This is a genomic window from Cytobacillus sp. NCCP-133, assembly GCF_026011715.1.
Lineage (GTDB): Bacteria > Bacillota > Bacilli > Bacillales > Cytobacillaceae > Cytobacillus.
The window spans coordinates 61219-77499 of record NZ_BRVM01000014.1 but is presented as its reverse complement, the minus strand read 5'-3'; the positions used below and the strand labels follow the sequence as shown (position 1 = coordinate 77499).

Below are 16281 nucleotides of genomic sequence, written 5' to 3'. Positions count from 1 at the left end.
TAAAGCCGAAAACGCTTTATTGGCATATTTAATTGTAACATTTAATAGACCTCTGCACATTTAAAAGGAATCATTTTCCACACATTCACAGGATCAATTGTAAAAATGTATAAGAAAAGCGCAAGGCGCCTGGAGCTAGATAGTTATCTAAGTTCAAAGGGATATAAATTCTGATAGTATAAAAAAGCACAGACTAAGTCTGCGCCTTACTTGATAATCATAACAGGTGCTTTTGCCATTTTCGCTATTTTATGGCTTACACTTCCCAGTACCATTTCCTGAAGGGCATTAAGCCCCCGGCTTCCCACAACTACTATATCAAAGTCTCTCTTGTTGGCATAATCTACAATGGCAGGTCCAGGTTCACCATGCAAAATCACCATCTTATATTTGAGATTCTTTTCAATTAAAAGATTTTCAATCGGTTCTAACCGACGTTTTCTCAACTCGTCTACCACTTTTTTATCATAATGATGAAGGATATCCACTTTTGATGTTTGGCCGTCTACTGCATAAACAACTGTAATTTCTGTTTCCGGACTTTGCTCTGCTAGATAAATTGCCTTTTTTGCTGATCGAACAGAGTGATCAGAGCCATCCGCTGCTAATAGAATTTTCTTAAACATGACTTCACTCCTATAGACACCGCTTAGTTTTTATCTCTTATATCTTAAGTGCTTTAAGTATACATGAACAATATGAACTCCAGTGATAGCTTGACAATTTCATGACAATATTTTGGCTGTGCAAAAAAAAACCATATTTCAGCTTTTATACTTCGGCACCTAACCTGCTGCTGATTTTATAATGGGACTTATCAGACTTATTTAATAAAAAGTCTGATGGGTCTTTCCCATACAAATAAAGCCTGTGCATCGGCCTGGTCATAGCCACATACAATAGCTTAATATCCAGTTCCTGCTCAGTATATTCCTCATTAAGGCTTATCATCAATACAGCATCAAATTCCAGGCCTTTAGCAAGATAAGAGGGAACAATCGCAACATGGCCTTTCTTAATGTCCTCGGATTCATCAAGAAGCTGGGTTTTAATGCTGCCCGATTCCAAAATGGCTGCCAAGGCAACGCATTCTTTCTCTGTCCTGCCTATAATAGCAATAGAGTTTAGGTCCTGGCTGTAAAGATCGCTCACATCCCTTTCAATATAATCCACAATCTGTTTCCGGTCAGCAGGATCCATTTTATAAAAGACTGGCTTGTATCCATGTCTGACAACCGGCTCCACTTTTGGGAGGTCTTCCTTCATGATCGATAATATGTCATTGGCGAGTTCCATGATTTCAACTGTCGTCCGATAGCTTTTCTGCAATGAATAGTAATTTGCAGAAGGAAAAACCTCGTTTAATAAGGGCTCCCAGCTATTTAGTCCCCGATAGGCATGTATTCCCTGTGCTAGGTCTCCTACAATTGTAAATAGCTCTGTTTCCATTCCTTCCTTCATAGCCGCAAACTGAAAATAACTGTAATCCTGCGCCTCATCTATAAAAACACTCTTCATTTTTAATGCAGGGTCAATGCCAACCAATTTTGATTTTAAATAATAAAGCGGGGCCAGATCTTCCAGCTCATAGACACCTTTTTTAAATATAAAGCTGCTATAGGCAGCCAGCTGGGAAGCCTCTTCCATACTTAGGCCAGAATACTTCTGAAGCTTTTCCTTTGAAGTCATTAAGTCTTTATATAAAGTAAAGACAGCCGTTTTGGCAAAGTGTTTCATATATCTGTTCACAGCTGTTCTCGCTTCTGTTTTAATGCTCTCTATTCTCTTCTCTTTTTGATCCATAAGAGATGTTACCTTTTTCTTTCGTTTTTCTGCATCTTTTATATTATAAAGGGCTCTTTCCAGTGCCTCATCATATTTTTCTTCCAGCATGGTCAAGATTGTTTTTCTTTTTGTTTTTAAATGATTTGCCAGCAGCGCTTTAATTTTATCTAAGCGTGCATATACAGGCATATATCTATATTCCTTAAGGAAAAGCCTCTTAAGCTTCGCCCCTTTCATCAGCCTGAATTTTTCAACCTTGAAATCTTCAGAAGGCGCAAGTTCACTTACGATGTCAGCCATATACTTATCCAGCAATTCCTTGAATTGAAGAGACCCTTTCAATGCCGAAACCCATTTAATTTTGTCTGAATCTGCTGCATTCCCTACCAAAGCCAATAGCTTGCTTCCAGGAGAGGCAATCTTCAATTTGCCTCCTAAGCTTTCCCGCATGTAATCGATAAACGTGGTCTGTTTTATCCGATTTACACCTAACTCAGGAAGAACCTCAGAGATATAATCAATAAACAGGCGGTTTGGAGCCAGAATCATCAACTTATCCGGCTGAAAATTCTCCCCAGCAGTATATAAAAAGTAGGAGATTCGATGAAGGGCAATCGTTGTTTTTCCGCTTCCTGCTGCCCCCTGCACAATAATGGGGTGATCTAAGGAGGCTCGAATAACATCATTTTGTTCTTTTTGAATTGTAGAGACAATCTCCGTAAGGCGGTTGTCTGCCTTTCCAGCCAAAGATTCCTGCAGCAGCTCATCATGTGTGGTTAAATCAACGTCCCGTATATCTTTTAATGTGCCTTTTTCAATATTAAATTGCCTTTTAAGGGATAAATATCCTTCTTTTTCCTCCCCATTCACCTCATACGAAACGCTGCCTAACCTTCCGTCATAATATACATTTGCTATTGGGGAGCGCCAATCAACAATAATAGGCATTTGATTTTCCCGGTCATATAAGGATGTTTTTCCAATATAAAGAATCTCTTCTTTGCCGCCTGCATCTCTTTGAAAATTAATTCTGGAGAAATAGGGCTTGTTTAAAATACTTTCAAGCCTTTCCAGTTCACCTTCGGCCATTTCCAGAAATTTCGCATTCGTTAAGATATTGATATAACTTAAACTGCTGTCCAGATAGTCCAAATCAACAAAGGCTTGTTTTATATTTTCTTTAAAATTTGATCTACTGCCTTTTGAGCTTTCTAGTATGCTTTTTATATAAACTTTGGTGAACTCCAAATGCTGCACTTCAGCTTGATAATCTGGATGTTCATATATATCAGTGTTTTTATCAGTACCCATTCTTTCGGTTGTCACATCCTATAAATTTTTCTTTATCCTTTCATAGTAAACCATCAGGAAATAAAAGAAGAAAACTGAAGATATACGAGGAATTTAGATGAAATTTCATTTTGAATATAACATACACGTTTTCGTTATGCAAAATCCCTTCAAAAGAAAAAGCGTCCATAAGACGCCTTACTAAGGAATTTTTGATTATTTCACAACCATGACTGGGCATGTTGCTCTTTTCATTACTTTATGGCTTACACTGCCTAGGATCATGCTTTGAAAAGGATTTAAGCCTCTTGAACCCATAATGATCATATCTATGCTATTTTCATTGGCATATTGAACGATCTTTTCTTCAGGCTCCCCCCTCAAAAACTTGATTTCATAATCTATGCCGTTTTGTGCAGCAGCTTCCTCAGCCAGCTTAAACCTTTCCAAACGGTCTTCCTTTATCCCTTCGGCTTCCCATAAATTTATTACCTCGCTTTTAGATGTTTCATCTGATAAGACATATAAAACTTCCACCTTTGAATCTTGGGTTAGCTTAGCTATATCAATCGCTTTTGCAACTGTACGAAAAGAATGCTCTGAACCATCGAAAGCCAAAAGAATTTTCTTAAACATACTTCTCCCCCCCTAGTTTAATGATACCCTAAATTAAAGCGCTTTCAAATCATTTATTGAATATTTAAATTAATTTTCCTAAAAAAAGAAATGGTACATGATGCACCATTTCTTATTTGACAATCAAAACCGGACAATTAGCCATTTTTGCCACTTTATGGCTGACACTTCCCAGAACAAGTTCCTGAAGGACATTCAGACCTCTGCTTCCGATTACTACTACATCCATATTATTTTTGTTGGTATATTCTACAATAGCATGGCCAGGTTCACCATGAAGTGTCTTTATTTCATAAGGAACTTCCGCTTCCTTTGCCTGTTGTTCCGCAAACTTAATTCTGTCTTTTCTTTTATCCCCTAAGTCTGCTTTATTCCAATTTTGCAGAACATCCGACTTTGCGTTGTCATCATCAATCACATACACAATTTCAATTTTGGAGCCACCCGTACATTTCGCCATTGCAATGGCATGCTCTGCAGCTCTTCGGGAATGCTCTGAACCATCCGTTGCCAATAAAATCTTTTTATACATTTCTCCACCGCCTTAATGAGATCCAAGCTTATTCGCTAATTTGCCGACTAGTTCTGAACTGTCTTCATTTAAGCCTGTTAATGTAATTTGTTTCCCATTTTCCTCAAATTTATTAATGATTTTATCAATTGCAGCCACAGCAGAATCATCCCAGAGATGAGCACGCCTTAGGTTCAGCTCGACAACTTGAACATCTTCCTTATAATCAAATTTCTTTAATAACTCAGTGACAGAAGCAAAAAATAATTGTCCCTTCATTTTATAGATTCGGGTCCCTCCTTCCAATTCGGTGTTAACATGCACTTGCGAAATTTTGGAGACAAAGAAAATGGCACTAAGTAATATACCTGTAAAGACACCAATAGCCAGGTTATGGGTTAGGACAACTGTAAACACTGTTACAATCATGACGATTGCATCGCTTTTCGGCAAAAGATGGAGAGTCTTAATCGAATTCCAGTCGAACGTGCTTATGGAGACCATGATCATGACACCTGCTAGGGCTGCCATCGGGATCCTTACCACTATATCTCCCAGCACCACAATTAATAACATTAAAAAAACACCTGCAAAGAAGGATGATAACCTTCCCTTGCCGCCGGATTTTACATTGATGACAGATTGGCCAATCATCGCACAGCTAGCCATCCCTCCAAAAAAACCTGTTACTACATTTGCAATTCCCTGACCCCTGCTCTCCGTATTTTTATCACTGTCTGTATCTGTCATATCATCTACAATGGCAGCAGTAAGCAAGGATTCAAGCAATCCTACTAGTGCCAATGCAAGAGAGTACGGAAAGATAATGGCCAGCGTTTCAAAATTGAAAGGGATATCGGGGATCAGAAAAATCGGAAGAGTTTGTGAGATAGCCCCCATATCGCCTACTGTCCGGACCCCAATATTCATATAAATCGTAATGGCTGTCATAATGACAATGGCAATTAAAGTGCTTGGAATAGCCTTCGTTACAAAGGGAAGCAAATAGATTATGGCCAATGTCAGAGCTACCAGCAAATAAATAATCCCTGATTCATTTTCAAAATGCTGCAGCTGAGAAGTGAAAATTAATATCGCTAATGCATTTACAAATCCGACCATAACAGACCTGGGGATGAATTTCATGTATCGGGCCAGTTTGAAAACACCAAACAAGATTTGTAAAATACCTGTTAAAATCGTTGCAGCAAGCAGATACTGCAAGCCATGTTCTGCCACTAGATCGATAAACAGCAAGGCCATTGCCCCTGTCGCCCCGGAAATCATACCGGGTCTCCCTCCTACAAAAGCGATAACAACAGCGATTGTGAAAGATGCATACAGGCCTACCATCGGGCTAATACCAGCAATGATTGAGAAGGCAATAGCTTCAGGAATTAAAGCTAAAGCCACAACGATGCCTGCTAATAAATCGCCTTTAATATTGCTTAACCAAGTATCCTTATAGCTCATTTGTTCCATTTTAGTTCCTCCCTTTCTTATTAGTATGGTACAAATTTTGCATATAATGACTTTAGGGAAATTACCATTTATTTCAGCATAAAACTACCGTTTACCTTTGCTTTTTATATTCCCAGAAGCTGCTAAATCAAACTGGATTTTCATTTTTATTACGTCCAAGCCCTAAAAAAAGAAGATCCCTAATTCAGGGATCTCCCATTTATTTTACAATGATAACTGGAGCTTTTACACGTTTTGCCACTTTATGGCTTACACTTCCCAAAACCATTTCCTGAAGTCCATTCAAACCTCTGCTTCCGACAGTAACTAAATCAAAATTATTGGAATTTGCATAGTCGACGATTGCTGGGGCTGCTTCACCATGAAGGATTTCATGGGTAAATGAAATGCCTTTTTCATTAAAGTAATCTTCAACCTTTTTTAAACGTTCTTTTCTTTTTTCATTAATGATTTCTTTGGATGAATAATGTAAAACGTCTTCCTTAGAAGATGCACCATCAATAACATACACGATTGTGATTTCTGCACCTTTCGTATTTTCTGCAATAAAGGCTGCCTTTTCAGCTGCCCTAAGCGAGTTTTCTGAACCATCATATGCTAGCATAATTTTTTTAAACAATATCGAATTCGCTCCTTATCAAATAAGCTCTTTTGTAAAAAAAGCACGTGAAACACGTGCTTTTTTTGAAATAGTCAGGCCTTTAATGCCCCGATAACTTTGCGCCAGGTCTGCGGTGAACAGCCAGTCGTTCTATTAAATTTGAACTTGGCGCATTTAATCCCGCTAAGCGGACTAATACACCATTATCCCTTAGTTTTAACACAATTTTATCTATAGCAGCGACACCCGAGTCATCCCAGATATGCGCCTGAGAAAAGTCAATTTCCACTTCTTTTACATCATTGTTAAAATCAAATGCAGCTACAAGTTCTTCTACAGAAGCGAAGAAAACCTGGCCTGTAACAGCATAAATTTTCTTTTCTCCCTCAACCCGTGATGTAACATGCACTTTAGAGATTTTAGCAACAAAGAAGATCGCACTTAAGATAATACCTGCAAATACCCCTTTGGATAAGTCATGGGTTGCAACTGTCGTTATAGTAGTAACGACCATAACGATTGAATCTGTGACTGGAGCCTTTGCAAGGCCTTTAAGGGAAGACCAGTCAAAGGTTCCAATAGCAACCATGAACATAACACCAACTAGTGCAGCCATTGGTATTTGTACAACAATTTTACCTAATGCTAGAATCAAGAATATCAATATAATTCCTGCAACAAGGGAGGACAGTCTTCCTTTACCGCCGGATTTTACATTGATAACAGATTGGCCAATCATTGCACAGCCAGCCATTCCGCCAAAAAATCCTGTCACAATATTTGCAATCCCTTGCCCTCTTGCTTCTTTATTTTTATTGCTTGACGAATCTGTCATATCATCCACGATAGAAGCAGTTAATAATGATTCAAGGAGACCAACTACCGATAATGCCAAGGCATATGGAAAGATGATTTGCAAGGTCTCAAAATTCAGTGGAATATTTGGAATCAAAAATGATGGCAAAGCTGTAGATAATGACCCCATATCTCCTACTGTTTTTACATCACTATTTGTCATAATAGCAATCACTGTAATCACAATAATCGCTACTAAAGGTGAAGGTACAGCTTTTGTTACTCTCGGGAAAATATAGATAATAGCTAAAGCCCCGGCAACCATTAAATACATAACCCAGGTAGCATCAACAAATTGCTCAAGCTGGGCCATGAAAATTAAGATTGCAAGCGCATTTACAAATCCAATCATAACCGCACGGGGAATAAATTTCATAAATTTCGCCAACTTGAATACCCCAAACAAAATTTGGATAATACCTGTTAAAATTGTAGTAGCAAAAAGATATTGCACACCATGATCAGCAACTAGTGTAACCATTAGCAGTGCCATAGCACCTGTTGCACCCGAAATCATTCCAGGTCTTCCACCAACAATTGCGATAACAACAGCTATACAGAATGAGGCATATAAACCAACCATTGGGTCAACCCCCACTATGATTGAAAAGGCTATTGCTTCAGGAATAAGTGCCAAGGCTACTACAATACCTGCAAGAACATCACCTTTTATATTGCCGAACCAATGTTCCTTTATAGAATGAGCTTTCAAATAAACACCCCTTATTTTTTTTAATGACCTTGAACTCTCATCAAAGTCGAGCCGACAAAAACATAATGAATCATACCATATATATTTTTTTGACAAGAGCTCATGTAAGCGATAATACATATGATTTTCTCTTACATTCGCTGTTTTTCTTGTTATTACTATATAAATAGTGGAAAAAGTGCATCTAAAAATGTTTTACATTTCTTACAATTTGTTTACATAGATAAGGGATAGCTTTTATATCTATACAATTAATGGTAAGCCCGATAATGTAACTCATCCTACAAATCTTTCCTCTCTTTTGATATAATGAATAGGAAATTCCCAATAATGTAAGGGAGGCAAAAAAGGAGAGCTAAGCCAATGATAATTGAAGATACCGGAGAAAGAGTGATTCCGGATTATATGAAGCCTACAAACGGTTTGCTCTTGGAACACATTGCAAGATACCACTTTAGCAATCATTATACAAAGGGCAGAGTCCTAGATCTTGCTTGTGGATCCGGATTTGGTTCCCAAATGCTGGCCAAGATGGGCAAAAAGAGAATAAAACAAATAGTTGCAATTGATTGCGACCCCAAAACACTTGCATATGCGCAAAAGCGATATAACCACCCACTTGTTGATTATCGCTGTGAAGATGCAGTGAATCCACTTCTTCCCCAAAAGTTAGGGCTCTTCGATGTGATCGTTTCCTTTGAAACAATCGAGCACATTGAGGACGAACAACAATTCCTATCGAATGTTTATCAATTATTAAAGCCTGGTGGAGTTTTGGTTATTTCTACTCCATTCGGAAAAGGCAGAGGAATGCCCTGCGGATCGCCTTTTCATGTTCATCAGCTTACAGTTGATGAATTTCGGGATCTATTTACTGATTATCAAGATACAGCCTTTTATGGCCAAAAAGGTGTCCTGGTTGAACCGCCAAAACATGATGTGCGGTACCCGATTGGGATTGCCGTATGTAAGAAATAATTTCTCTTTAACTGGAGGTAATTATTTGGAGAATGAAATTACAATTAAATATGTAAACGAGCATGATATCAGATTTATCATTCTTAAAGACGGGCATTTTTACACTTTAAAGTTCCAAAAGAACGAGCATAACAGCTGGACAGCTACCATCGGCAATATACAAAGCGAGAATTTAATCCCTTATTTATTGGAAATCTTATTTCAAGATGCACAAACATTAAACCTATTAAATGAATTGCAAGTTCCGATGGATATTCCTGTATTAAGCGTAACGCACTAATTCAGTAAAGGAGGATTTAATGGCCATCAAATTAATTTGTTCAAGATGCAAAGGCAAAGGCAAAACTCCCTTGTTAAGGAATCTTCTATTAAAAACCTGCACGGAATGCAATGGCTTGGGGTTTAAAACTGACAGCCGGCCACTAGATTCAATTGTAAAAAAGGACCTGAATATAAAGTAGGTGATAAAATGTTAAAAGCGAATGATATAATTATTTATAATAACGAAAAATATCACGTTCTTTATGTTTACGAATCCGGGTATTGTGAGATTAAAAAGCTAAATAATGATAAATATATTGAATTGATTCATCGAAGCGAGTTAAAACAAGCAAGTGACATACAATAACTTTCTGCTTCACCTGGTAATTTTTATTTGCCCGTTGAAAGCAAGAAAAACGCAAGCCCAGCTTAGACCTGAGAGTCCCTAGGAGCCGCAGCTAGACAGGCTTGTGACCTCAAGGGTTAGGCTGCTTGCTCTAGATAGTTATCGACGTTTAAAATTTTTGTACTTTCTTATAAAGTGAAAAAGGACCTCATTAGGGGTCCTTTTTCACTTTATTTAATTAACTGAAACAATTTATGCATACTTTGCCGTTTTGATGCCGCCTTTATAAATTTTTCCGGCATTTGTATCAACTGTTACGATTTCTCCTGAACGGAGATTTTTTATATTTTCTACCCCTATAATCATAGGTTTGCTTAAATTCAATCCTAAAACAGCTGCCAATGAATTCAAAGTTTTTTCTTCTGTTATAATAACTGATGCTCTCCTTATCAAATCAGGGTTTTGATCGACTTCTTTGTTGAAAACCAAAATATCTCCCCGCTCCATTGTTCCCAGGTAATTTAGATTGTTATAGACAAAGACCCGGCCTGTAGTAAACATGCTGCCTATTCCTTCACCTTTAGCTAGCACATCACCTATTACCACGACTTCTGGCCAATCATCTATATCATTGTCTCCTTTTAAAAAGATTACCCTATCGCCTATTTTTAATTGATAAATCTCTTCTACACTTTCAATGATGCCTGTATCTGAAATTTTTTCATCGAAATACACTGACACTACTCCCCGGGTAAGCTGATATTTTTGCGAAAGCTGCCTATTTGGAGTATTAAGGATAATAGGAATTTAAGAATTAGCCTTTAAAATAGTTAGAATTGCACCTTCATTGTTCTCAATAGTTATAATAATTGCCCTGGCATTTAGTTGGTTAGCAAGATGCACCCCATGAGACCAGTTGCTGAGAGACACCGAAGGATTGGTTTTTAAAGTTTTGCCATTGGACCTTGCAGAATCCCGATTAAAGATCTCTATTACTTCGCTTATTGTCTTTCGGCTGTTTTTTTCCAATACAAAAATGATACCATCCACAGCTTCATAATTAATCCGTTCAAGATCAATATCCTCCCAATATTCTTTTAGAATAACAGGTTTTCCATTTTCATTACATTTCAAGATAATATCATTAATGATTAGCGGAACCTGCTTAGATGGAAATTGACGCTCCAGACTATTCGTATTTACAATGAGAGCATCTGATTCTTTTACTATTTCAATAATATTTTTTATGCTATAAGCATTGCCGAGTTCCGATAAAATCATCGGCAGACATTCGTCCTTACTATACGCTTTCAAAATTTCCTTCTTATATTCGAGCACATCCGCCCGATTTCTTATATTGGGACAATAATAATAACTTATCCCAACCTTTTTTCCCCACTTAATCTCTGCTTTGACATCTTCTCTAATCATAAGCCTTTGATCTGAATCGTCATCCTTTGGAATAGAGGGGGAAAGCTCGAGAATCATATTCAACCTTCTGCCTGAGATTCTCGAGGCCTCTTCAAGTGATGCCATCCTTTTTTCAAGACCCATATAATGCTCGCTTGACGGCCGAAGGATAGCAAAGTCCATTCCTCCGTTTAGTAATTCAACCATACTGAATAAAGACTTAGGGATTTTCTCCGAATAGCATAGTTTTTTTGTTATTAACATTCAAATCTCCTTCCTTATTTAATATCGCTCTTTTGCGAAAACAGCCTTTAATCTTTAATATTGATAAAATTAATAGATGAATTATATCTATGGAGAGCTTTTAGGGGGAAAAGAGGGAAAACAGAAACGAACAACGTTTAAATCCGCTAATTCGCTAATCATTATTGAAGGAATATTCAAAACTAAAAGTATTTAGTTTTATTATAATATAAATTAAGCAGTTATTGTATGGCTTAGCCTCTCTTTTACGATTGCAGGGACCCAAATTAGGATCCCTGTAATCGTTAAAAGGCATATTTATTACTTCAGTATAAAAAGTAAAGATGCCTTTGTTAGTGCAAATCATTTTTTGAAATTTGGGTCAGGGCTTCCCCCGCATTTAAATTAGCCTGCTCACGGACAGCTAGATCACCAAGAGAGAGCATTCCTACCAAATTTCCATTCTCAACAACCGGAAGGCGGCGGATTTGATTTTGAGACATTACTTGTCCCGCTTCTTCCAGGGATGCAGTAGGAGCTATCGTTACGACATGATTGGTCATAATGTTTCGGACTGTATCGTTTGCCGTCCCATTGGTAAGCCCTCTAATTACCATATCCCTGTCTGTTACCATACCTACAACCTGATTGTTCTCTACAATTGGAAGTGAACCAATGTCTGAGGATTGCATAATGGAAGCTGCCGTTTTTAAGTCATCATTTACCGAACAGCTCTGTACATTTGTGCTCATTACATCTCTCACTTGCATATTTATTCTCCTCCTATAATAAAAGGTTGGCTAAACAGAAATAGTATTTAGCATAATGGTCATTTTCATTCTAAAAGACGAAACATTTTTTTTGTTAATAATGAAGCAGGAAAAATCACTCTGCCTTCTCCCTCCAAAAGTTGTTAATTCTAATTTATTGTTTGGATGTACAGCTCAATTTATACTTGGGAGAGAAGATCACTTGCTGCATGCTGCAGATTATGTGTTTCCATAATAGAGGATCAAGCAAAAAAAATCCTGCACAAAAGATCTCATCTTTTTGTACAGGATTTCAATAAGATTCCTTAGGTAAACACGGCTTCACGCGAGGACTTCCCAATACTATATTCAGGCTGGGATATCCATGCCCCTAGTTCATCATATAACCTAAACGCATCATCATACCCTTGCTCATATAATTGTGTCAGCTTAATCGGACTTCTCTCCACTCTTCCTACCTGAAGTTCCTGTTCAGGCCTGATGATGAATACTTTGCCCTCATTTTCTAGCTGCTCGATATAATCGAGCGTTTCATTATATATTTTATACCGGTTTTCAATTGCGTTTATCAATCCGCTGTACTCTTTGTAAAAATACCTGGTAAGCTTTGAAAGGGAAGACTTCTTTTTCCGATAGCCCTTATTTCTCGTAAGAATAATTACACTTTTTTCCACCCCATCTTTAATTGCCTTTTTAATGGGAATAGGATCAGATATTCCTCCATCCATGAGGGCTTTTCCTGCAAAATTGATGATAGGCGCCATAAAGGGGAGCGAGCTGGAAGCCCTGATAATAGTTAAAATATCGCGGGCATAAGACTCCTTATTAAAATAAACCGGCTCCCCTGTTTTGCAATCAGTTGTCCCAATAATAAAATTCTCCTGAGCTGCTGTAAAGGCTTGAAAATCAAATGGATCTAATTCATTTGGAATTTTATCAAAAATTAAATCCATGCCAAACAGCTCTTTTTTTAGAAATAGATTCTTATATGAGATGTAATCAGGATGATTCACATACCCGATGGTTACTTTCTGATTCCTGCCATGCTGCCTTGAGACATATGAAGCAGCATTACAGGCGCCAGCCGAAACACCGATAATATATGGAAAGAACATGTGCTTTTCCAGGAAAAATTCAAGGACCCCAGCTGTATAGACTCCTCTCATTCCGCCGCCCTCGAGCACCAATCCGGATTTTTCCATTTTAATCCCTCCAATAATCAAGAGTTTAAATACAAAAAGCGCGGTGTATAAATACAACGCGCCATTTTTTAATGGTGCCCGGATAATTTAGCTCCCGGCTTATCATGGATGGCCATTCGTTTTACTAAAACGGAACTTGGCTCATTCAATCCCACAAGACTAACCTTAATATTATTTTCTCTGAATTTGAAGACCACCTTGTCGATTGCAGAAACGGCTGAATCATCCCAAACATGGGCATGAGAAAGATTAATTTCCACAGACTTAAGGTTATTATCAGCATTAAAATCAAAAGCGTCCACAAAGTCTGTTACAGATGCAAAGAAAAGCTGCCCTTTTACATTGTACACTTTCTTGCTTGCTCCAGGAACTGAGACAGATGTCACATACACTTTTGAGATCTTCGCTACAAAGAAGATGGCACTTAAAATAATCCCTGCAAAGACACCTTTTGATAAATCATGTGTAACAACAACCGTTACAACCGTCACAACCATAACAATCGAGTCTGTCACAGGAACTACCTTTAAACTCTTTATAGATGACCAGTCAAATGTACCGATTGCAACCATTAACATCACACCCACAAGAGCGGCCATTGGAATTTGGACAACTACTCCCCCAAGCACTATAATGAGGAACATGAGAACTGCACCTGAAACCAGGGATGATAATCGGCTATTACCGCCTGATTTTACATTTATAACCGATTGACCGATCATCGCACAGCCGGCCATGCCGCCAAAACACCCTGAGACAATATTCGCTATCCCCTGGCCCCTGCTTTCTTGATTCTTATCACTTCCAGTATCTGTCATATCATCCACAATAGAAGCAGTTAATAAAGATTCCAGTAGCCCTACAATAGCCAGTGCCAATGAATAAGGGAAAATAATCTGAAGCGTTTCAAATGTAAACGGAATGCTTGGAATGGCAAACAACGGCAAAGCCTGTGTCAGGGAACCCATATCCCCAACAGTATTTACATTCAAATCGCCAAAAATAGCTACAATCGTCATGATGACAATCGCTATTAGGGGCGAAGGAATAGCCGTTGTAAATTTTGGAAGAATGAAAATAATCGCTAATGTACCAGCTACAAGAGCATACATCACCCAGGTCTCACCAACAAAATGGTCGAGCTGAGCTATAACAATTAATATCGCCAATGCATTCACAAATCCAACCATAACCGATCGTGGAATGAACTTCATGAATCTGGCAAGCTTAAAAACTCCAAAGATGATTTGTAAAATACCAGTTAGAATAGTAGCAGCCAATAAATACTGCAGACCATGGTCAGCGATCAGGGTAATCATTAATAAAGCCATAGCACCTGTAGCTCCTGAAATCATGGCCGGCCTTCCCCCAACAAATGCAATAACTACCGATATACAGAAAGACGCATAGAGTCCTACCATAGGGTCTACGCCTGCTATGATGGAGAAAGCAATGGCCTCTGGTATAAGGGCCAATGCCACCACAATACCCGCAAGCAAATCTCCCTTTACGTTACCAAACCAGCTATATTTAATTTTATTAAAACTCAATAAAACGGCACCTCTTCCTATTTTAATTTGTGACTTTCAACTCTCATGAAAGTCGTATCCGTCGTTGATGCTCAAAGCATAGCATAAAAAAAGGAAGCGCGCTTTTCCCATGAAAACGCTTAAAGCCTTCCTTTTTATGAGGTTAAATAGTAAATGCTTGATAATCCTATTGAATTTCACATTTTGGACACAATGCAAAAATAAAATTTTTCTGAAAACAGCCATGTGTAAAAAATTGGGCAAAACCTTCGTGCTTTGATATGATAAGCGAGGAGGTTTTGACATGAAAGCACAAACACAAAGAATAGCTGCTCCTATTTCCACACCTTTTTATTATGGCTGGATGATTGTCCTCATTTCTGCTCTCGGTGTGTTTTTCGCTGGGCCGGGACAAACATATTCCATATCGGTTTTTATTGATTCCTATATTCACGATTTCGGCTGGAGCCGTTCACAAGTATCGGCTGTCTATTCCGCAGCTACTCTTGCTTCCGGCTTATGCATGTTTTTTGTCGGCCGCTTCATCGACCGGCATGGACAGCGGAAAATGGCTGTTTTTATTGGAATCAGCCTTGCGCTGGCTTGTTTTTGGAACAGCATTGTGGCTAATACCGCTATGCTCTTCATAGGTTTCTTCTTTTTAAGGCTTCTTGGGCAGGGTTCCATGACCCTTATTCCTAATACACTTGTTCCTCAATGGTTTATAACTAAGAGGGGAAAAGCACTAAGTCTGATGGCGATCGGCGGATTTTCCAGCTCTGCAATCTTTCCTCTATTAAATGCATGGCTGGTTAATAAATGGGGCTGGAGCTTCTCATGGCAGTTTTGGGGAGTTGCTACGCTGGTGATTTTCGTTCCGCTCGCTTACGTTCTCATTCGGAATAAACCGGAGGATATCGGCCTTTTGCCTGACGGACGGGAAAAGCCGATACGTAAAAAAGGCGAACTAGATGAGGGTTATGCTGAAACTGATTTAGAAGAAAATTGGACGTTAAAGGAAGCGATGAAAACAAAGACTTATTGGCTCCTTCTCTTTTGCGTGGCCATACCTGCCGTTGTAAACACCGGACTGACCTTTCACTTAGTCTCTATTTTGGGCGTTCAGAATATTTCACCTGGTATTGCTGCACTGGTACTAAGCCTAATGGCGATGATCGGTTTTCCCATTACATTGGCGGCTGGATTCGTCCTTGATAAGGTGAAAGTGAATTATGTGCTGGCGGGCATTTTTCTAGGGGAGATTATCTTTATGCTGGTCCTGCTGTTCACTAAAAATGTGACAGTTGCCATCCTATTCGGGGTCCTTTGGGGGATTAGCGGAGGCTTTGAACGAATTGCTTTGAATTATGTATGGCCAAGTTATTTTGGCAGGCAGTATCTTGGAAGCATTAAAGGCACAGCGATGACTGTTATGGTTATCGGCTCTGCGCTTGGACCGCTTCCATTCGGCTTTGCCTATGATCTTTTCGGCAGCTATGAAGAAATTATTTATATCACCATGATTTTGCCTGTGATCGCTATTTTGAGTGCATTGCTGGCCAAACAACCTGTAAAAGGATCCTGATGATTTCAGGATCCTTTGTTTATATGAAAAAGGATAAATTTTTCAAACGCAGGATAGGTGTTAATTAATATTGACCGGCTCCCCC

At 38.6% G+C, this 16281-nt stretch carries 15 protein-coding genes; 3 read left to right on the top strand and 12 right to left on the bottom strand.

The window, feature by feature from the left end; genetic code table 11:
- Nucleotides 1-206: 206 nt before the first annotated feature.
- The 7 genes from NCCP133_RS15760 to NCCP133_RS15730 form a co-directional block, all read right to left on the bottom strand.
- A complete protein-coding gene (locus tag NCCP133_RS15760; RefSeq protein WP_264806031.1) occupies nucleotides 207-626 on the bottom strand; it encodes a universal stress protein in 420 nt (139 codons plus the stop codon).
- Between the two features lie 145 nt (nucleotides 627-771).
- On the bottom strand, nucleotides 772-3096 hold the full coding sequence (gene helD / locus NCCP133_RS15755) for an RNA polymerase recycling motor HelD (protein WP_264806030.1): 2325 nt from the start codon (nucleotides 3094-3096) through the stop codon (nucleotides 772-774).
- Between the two features lie 195 nt (nucleotides 3097-3291).
- Entirely contained in the window at nucleotides 3292-3711 is a 420-nt protein-coding gene (locus NCCP133_RS15750; RefSeq protein WP_264806029.1) for a universal stress protein, read from the bottom strand.
- A gap of 112 nt (nucleotides 3712-3823) precedes the next feature.
- The gene (locus NCCP133_RS15745; RefSeq protein WP_264806028.1) at nucleotides 3824-4243 is read right to left on the bottom strand and encodes a universal stress protein; all 420 of its coding nucleotides are present in this window, start codon (nucleotides 4241-4243) and stop codon (nucleotides 3824-3826) included.
- A 12-nt stretch (nucleotides 4244-4255) separates the two neighbouring features.
- A complete protein-coding gene (locus NCCP133_RS15740) occupies nucleotides 4256-5704 on the bottom strand; it encodes a SulP family inorganic anion transporter (RefSeq protein ID WP_264806027.1) in 1449 nt (482 codons plus the stop codon).
- A gap of 199 nt (nucleotides 5705-5903) precedes the next feature.
- Complete coding sequence (locus NCCP133_RS15735; RefSeq protein ID WP_264806026.1) at nucleotides 5904-6323, bottom strand: universal stress protein; 420 nt, start codon at nucleotides 6321-6323, stop codon at nucleotides 5904-5906.
- A gap of 82 nt (nucleotides 6324-6405) precedes the next feature.
- On the bottom strand, nucleotides 6406-7872 hold the full coding sequence (locus tag NCCP133_RS15730) for a SulP family inorganic anion transporter (RefSeq protein ID WP_264806025.1): 1467 nt from the start codon (nucleotides 7870-7872) through the stop codon (nucleotides 6406-6408).
- 363 nt (nucleotides 7873-8235) lie between these two features.
- Between NCCP133_RS15730 and NCCP133_RS15725 the strand changes: the two genes are divergently transcribed.
- Nucleotides 8236-8850: a class I SAM-dependent methyltransferase gene (locus NCCP133_RS15725; RefSeq protein ID WP_309298078.1), complete on the top strand. Its 615-nt coding sequence runs from the start codon at nucleotides 8236-8238 to the stop codon at nucleotides 8848-8850.
- 25 nt (nucleotides 8851-8875) lie between these two features.
- Nucleotides 8876-9130: a hypothetical protein gene (locus NCCP133_RS15720; RefSeq protein ID WP_264806024.1), complete on the top strand. Its 255-nt coding sequence runs from the start codon at nucleotides 8876-8878 to the stop codon at nucleotides 9128-9130.
- Between the two features lie 579 nt (nucleotides 9131-9709).
- On the opposite strand, the gene NCCP133_RS15715 is transcribed toward NCCP133_RS15720, so the two are convergent.
- The 5 genes from NCCP133_RS15715 to NCCP133_RS15695 form a co-directional block, all read right to left on the bottom strand.
- Nucleotides 9710-10192: a PEP-utilizing enzyme gene (locus tag NCCP133_RS15715; RefSeq protein WP_264806023.1), complete on the bottom strand. Its 483-nt coding sequence runs from the start codon at nucleotides 10190-10192 to the stop codon at nucleotides 9710-9712.
- Between the two features lie 72 nt (nucleotides 10193-10264).
- The gene (locus NCCP133_RS15710; RefSeq protein WP_264806022.1) at nucleotides 10265-11131 is read right to left on the bottom strand and encodes a pyruvate kinase; all 867 of its coding nucleotides are present in this window, start codon (nucleotides 11129-11131) and stop codon (nucleotides 10265-10267) included.
- A gap of 332 nt (nucleotides 11132-11463) precedes the next feature.
- Complete coding sequence (locus NCCP133_RS15705; protein WP_264806021.1) at nucleotides 11464-11880, bottom strand: CBS domain-containing protein; 417 nt, start codon at nucleotides 11878-11880, stop codon at nucleotides 11464-11466.
- A 305-nt stretch (nucleotides 11881-12185) separates the two neighbouring features.
- Nucleotides 12186-13082: a patatin-like phospholipase family protein gene (locus tag NCCP133_RS15700; RefSeq protein ID WP_264806020.1), complete on the bottom strand. Its 897-nt coding sequence runs from the start codon at nucleotides 13080-13082 to the stop codon at nucleotides 12186-12188.
- Between the two features lie 68 nt (nucleotides 13083-13150).
- Nucleotides 13151-14632 (bottom strand): SulP family inorganic anion transporter, encoded by a 1482-nt coding sequence (locus tag NCCP133_RS15695; protein WP_264806019.1) that lies wholly within the window; start codon nucleotides 14630-14632, stop codon nucleotides 13151-13153.
- 283 nt (nucleotides 14633-14915) lie between these two features.
- On the opposite strand from NCCP133_RS15695, the gene NCCP133_RS15690 reads away from it, so the two are divergent.
- A complete protein-coding gene (locus tag NCCP133_RS15690) occupies nucleotides 14916-16196 on the top strand; it encodes an MFS transporter (protein ID WP_264806018.1) in 1281 nt (426 codons plus the stop codon).
- Nucleotides 16197-16281: the final 85 nt, after the last annotated feature.

What these genes read in the sequence shown, in the direction of transcription:
- NCCP133_RS15760 (WP_264806031.1), bottom strand. Translation starts at nt 626, where the DNA reads ATGTTTAAGAAAATTCTATTAGCAGCGGATGGCTCTGATCACTCTGTT.
- helD (WP_264806030.1), bottom strand. Translation starts at nt 3,096, where the DNA reads ATGGGTACTGATAAAAACACTGATATATATGAACATCCAGATTATCAA.
- NCCP133_RS15750 (WP_264806029.1), bottom strand. Translation starts at nt 3,711, where the DNA reads ATGTTTAAGAAAATTCTTTTGGCTTTCGATGGTTCAGAGCATTCTTTT.
- NCCP133_RS15745 (WP_264806028.1), bottom strand. Translation starts at nt 4,243, where the DNA reads ATGTATAAAAAGATTTTATTGGCAACGGATGGTTCAGAGCATTCCCGA.
- NCCP133_RS15740 (WP_264806027.1), bottom strand. Translation starts at nt 5,704, where the DNA reads ATGGAACAAATGAGCTATAAGGATACTTGGTTAAGCAATATTAAAGGC.
- NCCP133_RS15725 (WP_309298078.1), top strand. Translation starts at nt 8,236, where the DNA reads ATGATAATTGAAGATACCGGAGAAAGAGTGATTCCGGATTATATGAAG.
- NCCP133_RS15710 (WP_264806022.1), bottom strand. Translation starts at nt 11,131, where the DNA reads ATGTTAATAACAAAAAAACTATGCTATTCGGAGAAAATCCCTAAGTCT.
- NCCP133_RS15705 (WP_264806021.1), bottom strand. Translation starts at nt 11,880, where the DNA reads ATGCAAGTGAGAGATGTAATGAGCACAAATGTACAGAGCTGTTCGGTA.
- NCCP133_RS15700 (WP_264806020.1), bottom strand. Translation starts at nt 13,082, where the DNA reads ATGGAAAAATCCGGATTGGTGCTCGAGGGCGGCGGAATGAGAGGAGTC.
- NCCP133_RS15690 (WP_264806018.1), top strand. Translation starts at nt 14,916, where the DNA reads ATGAAAGCACAAACACAAAGAATAGCTGCTCCTATTTCCACACCTTTT.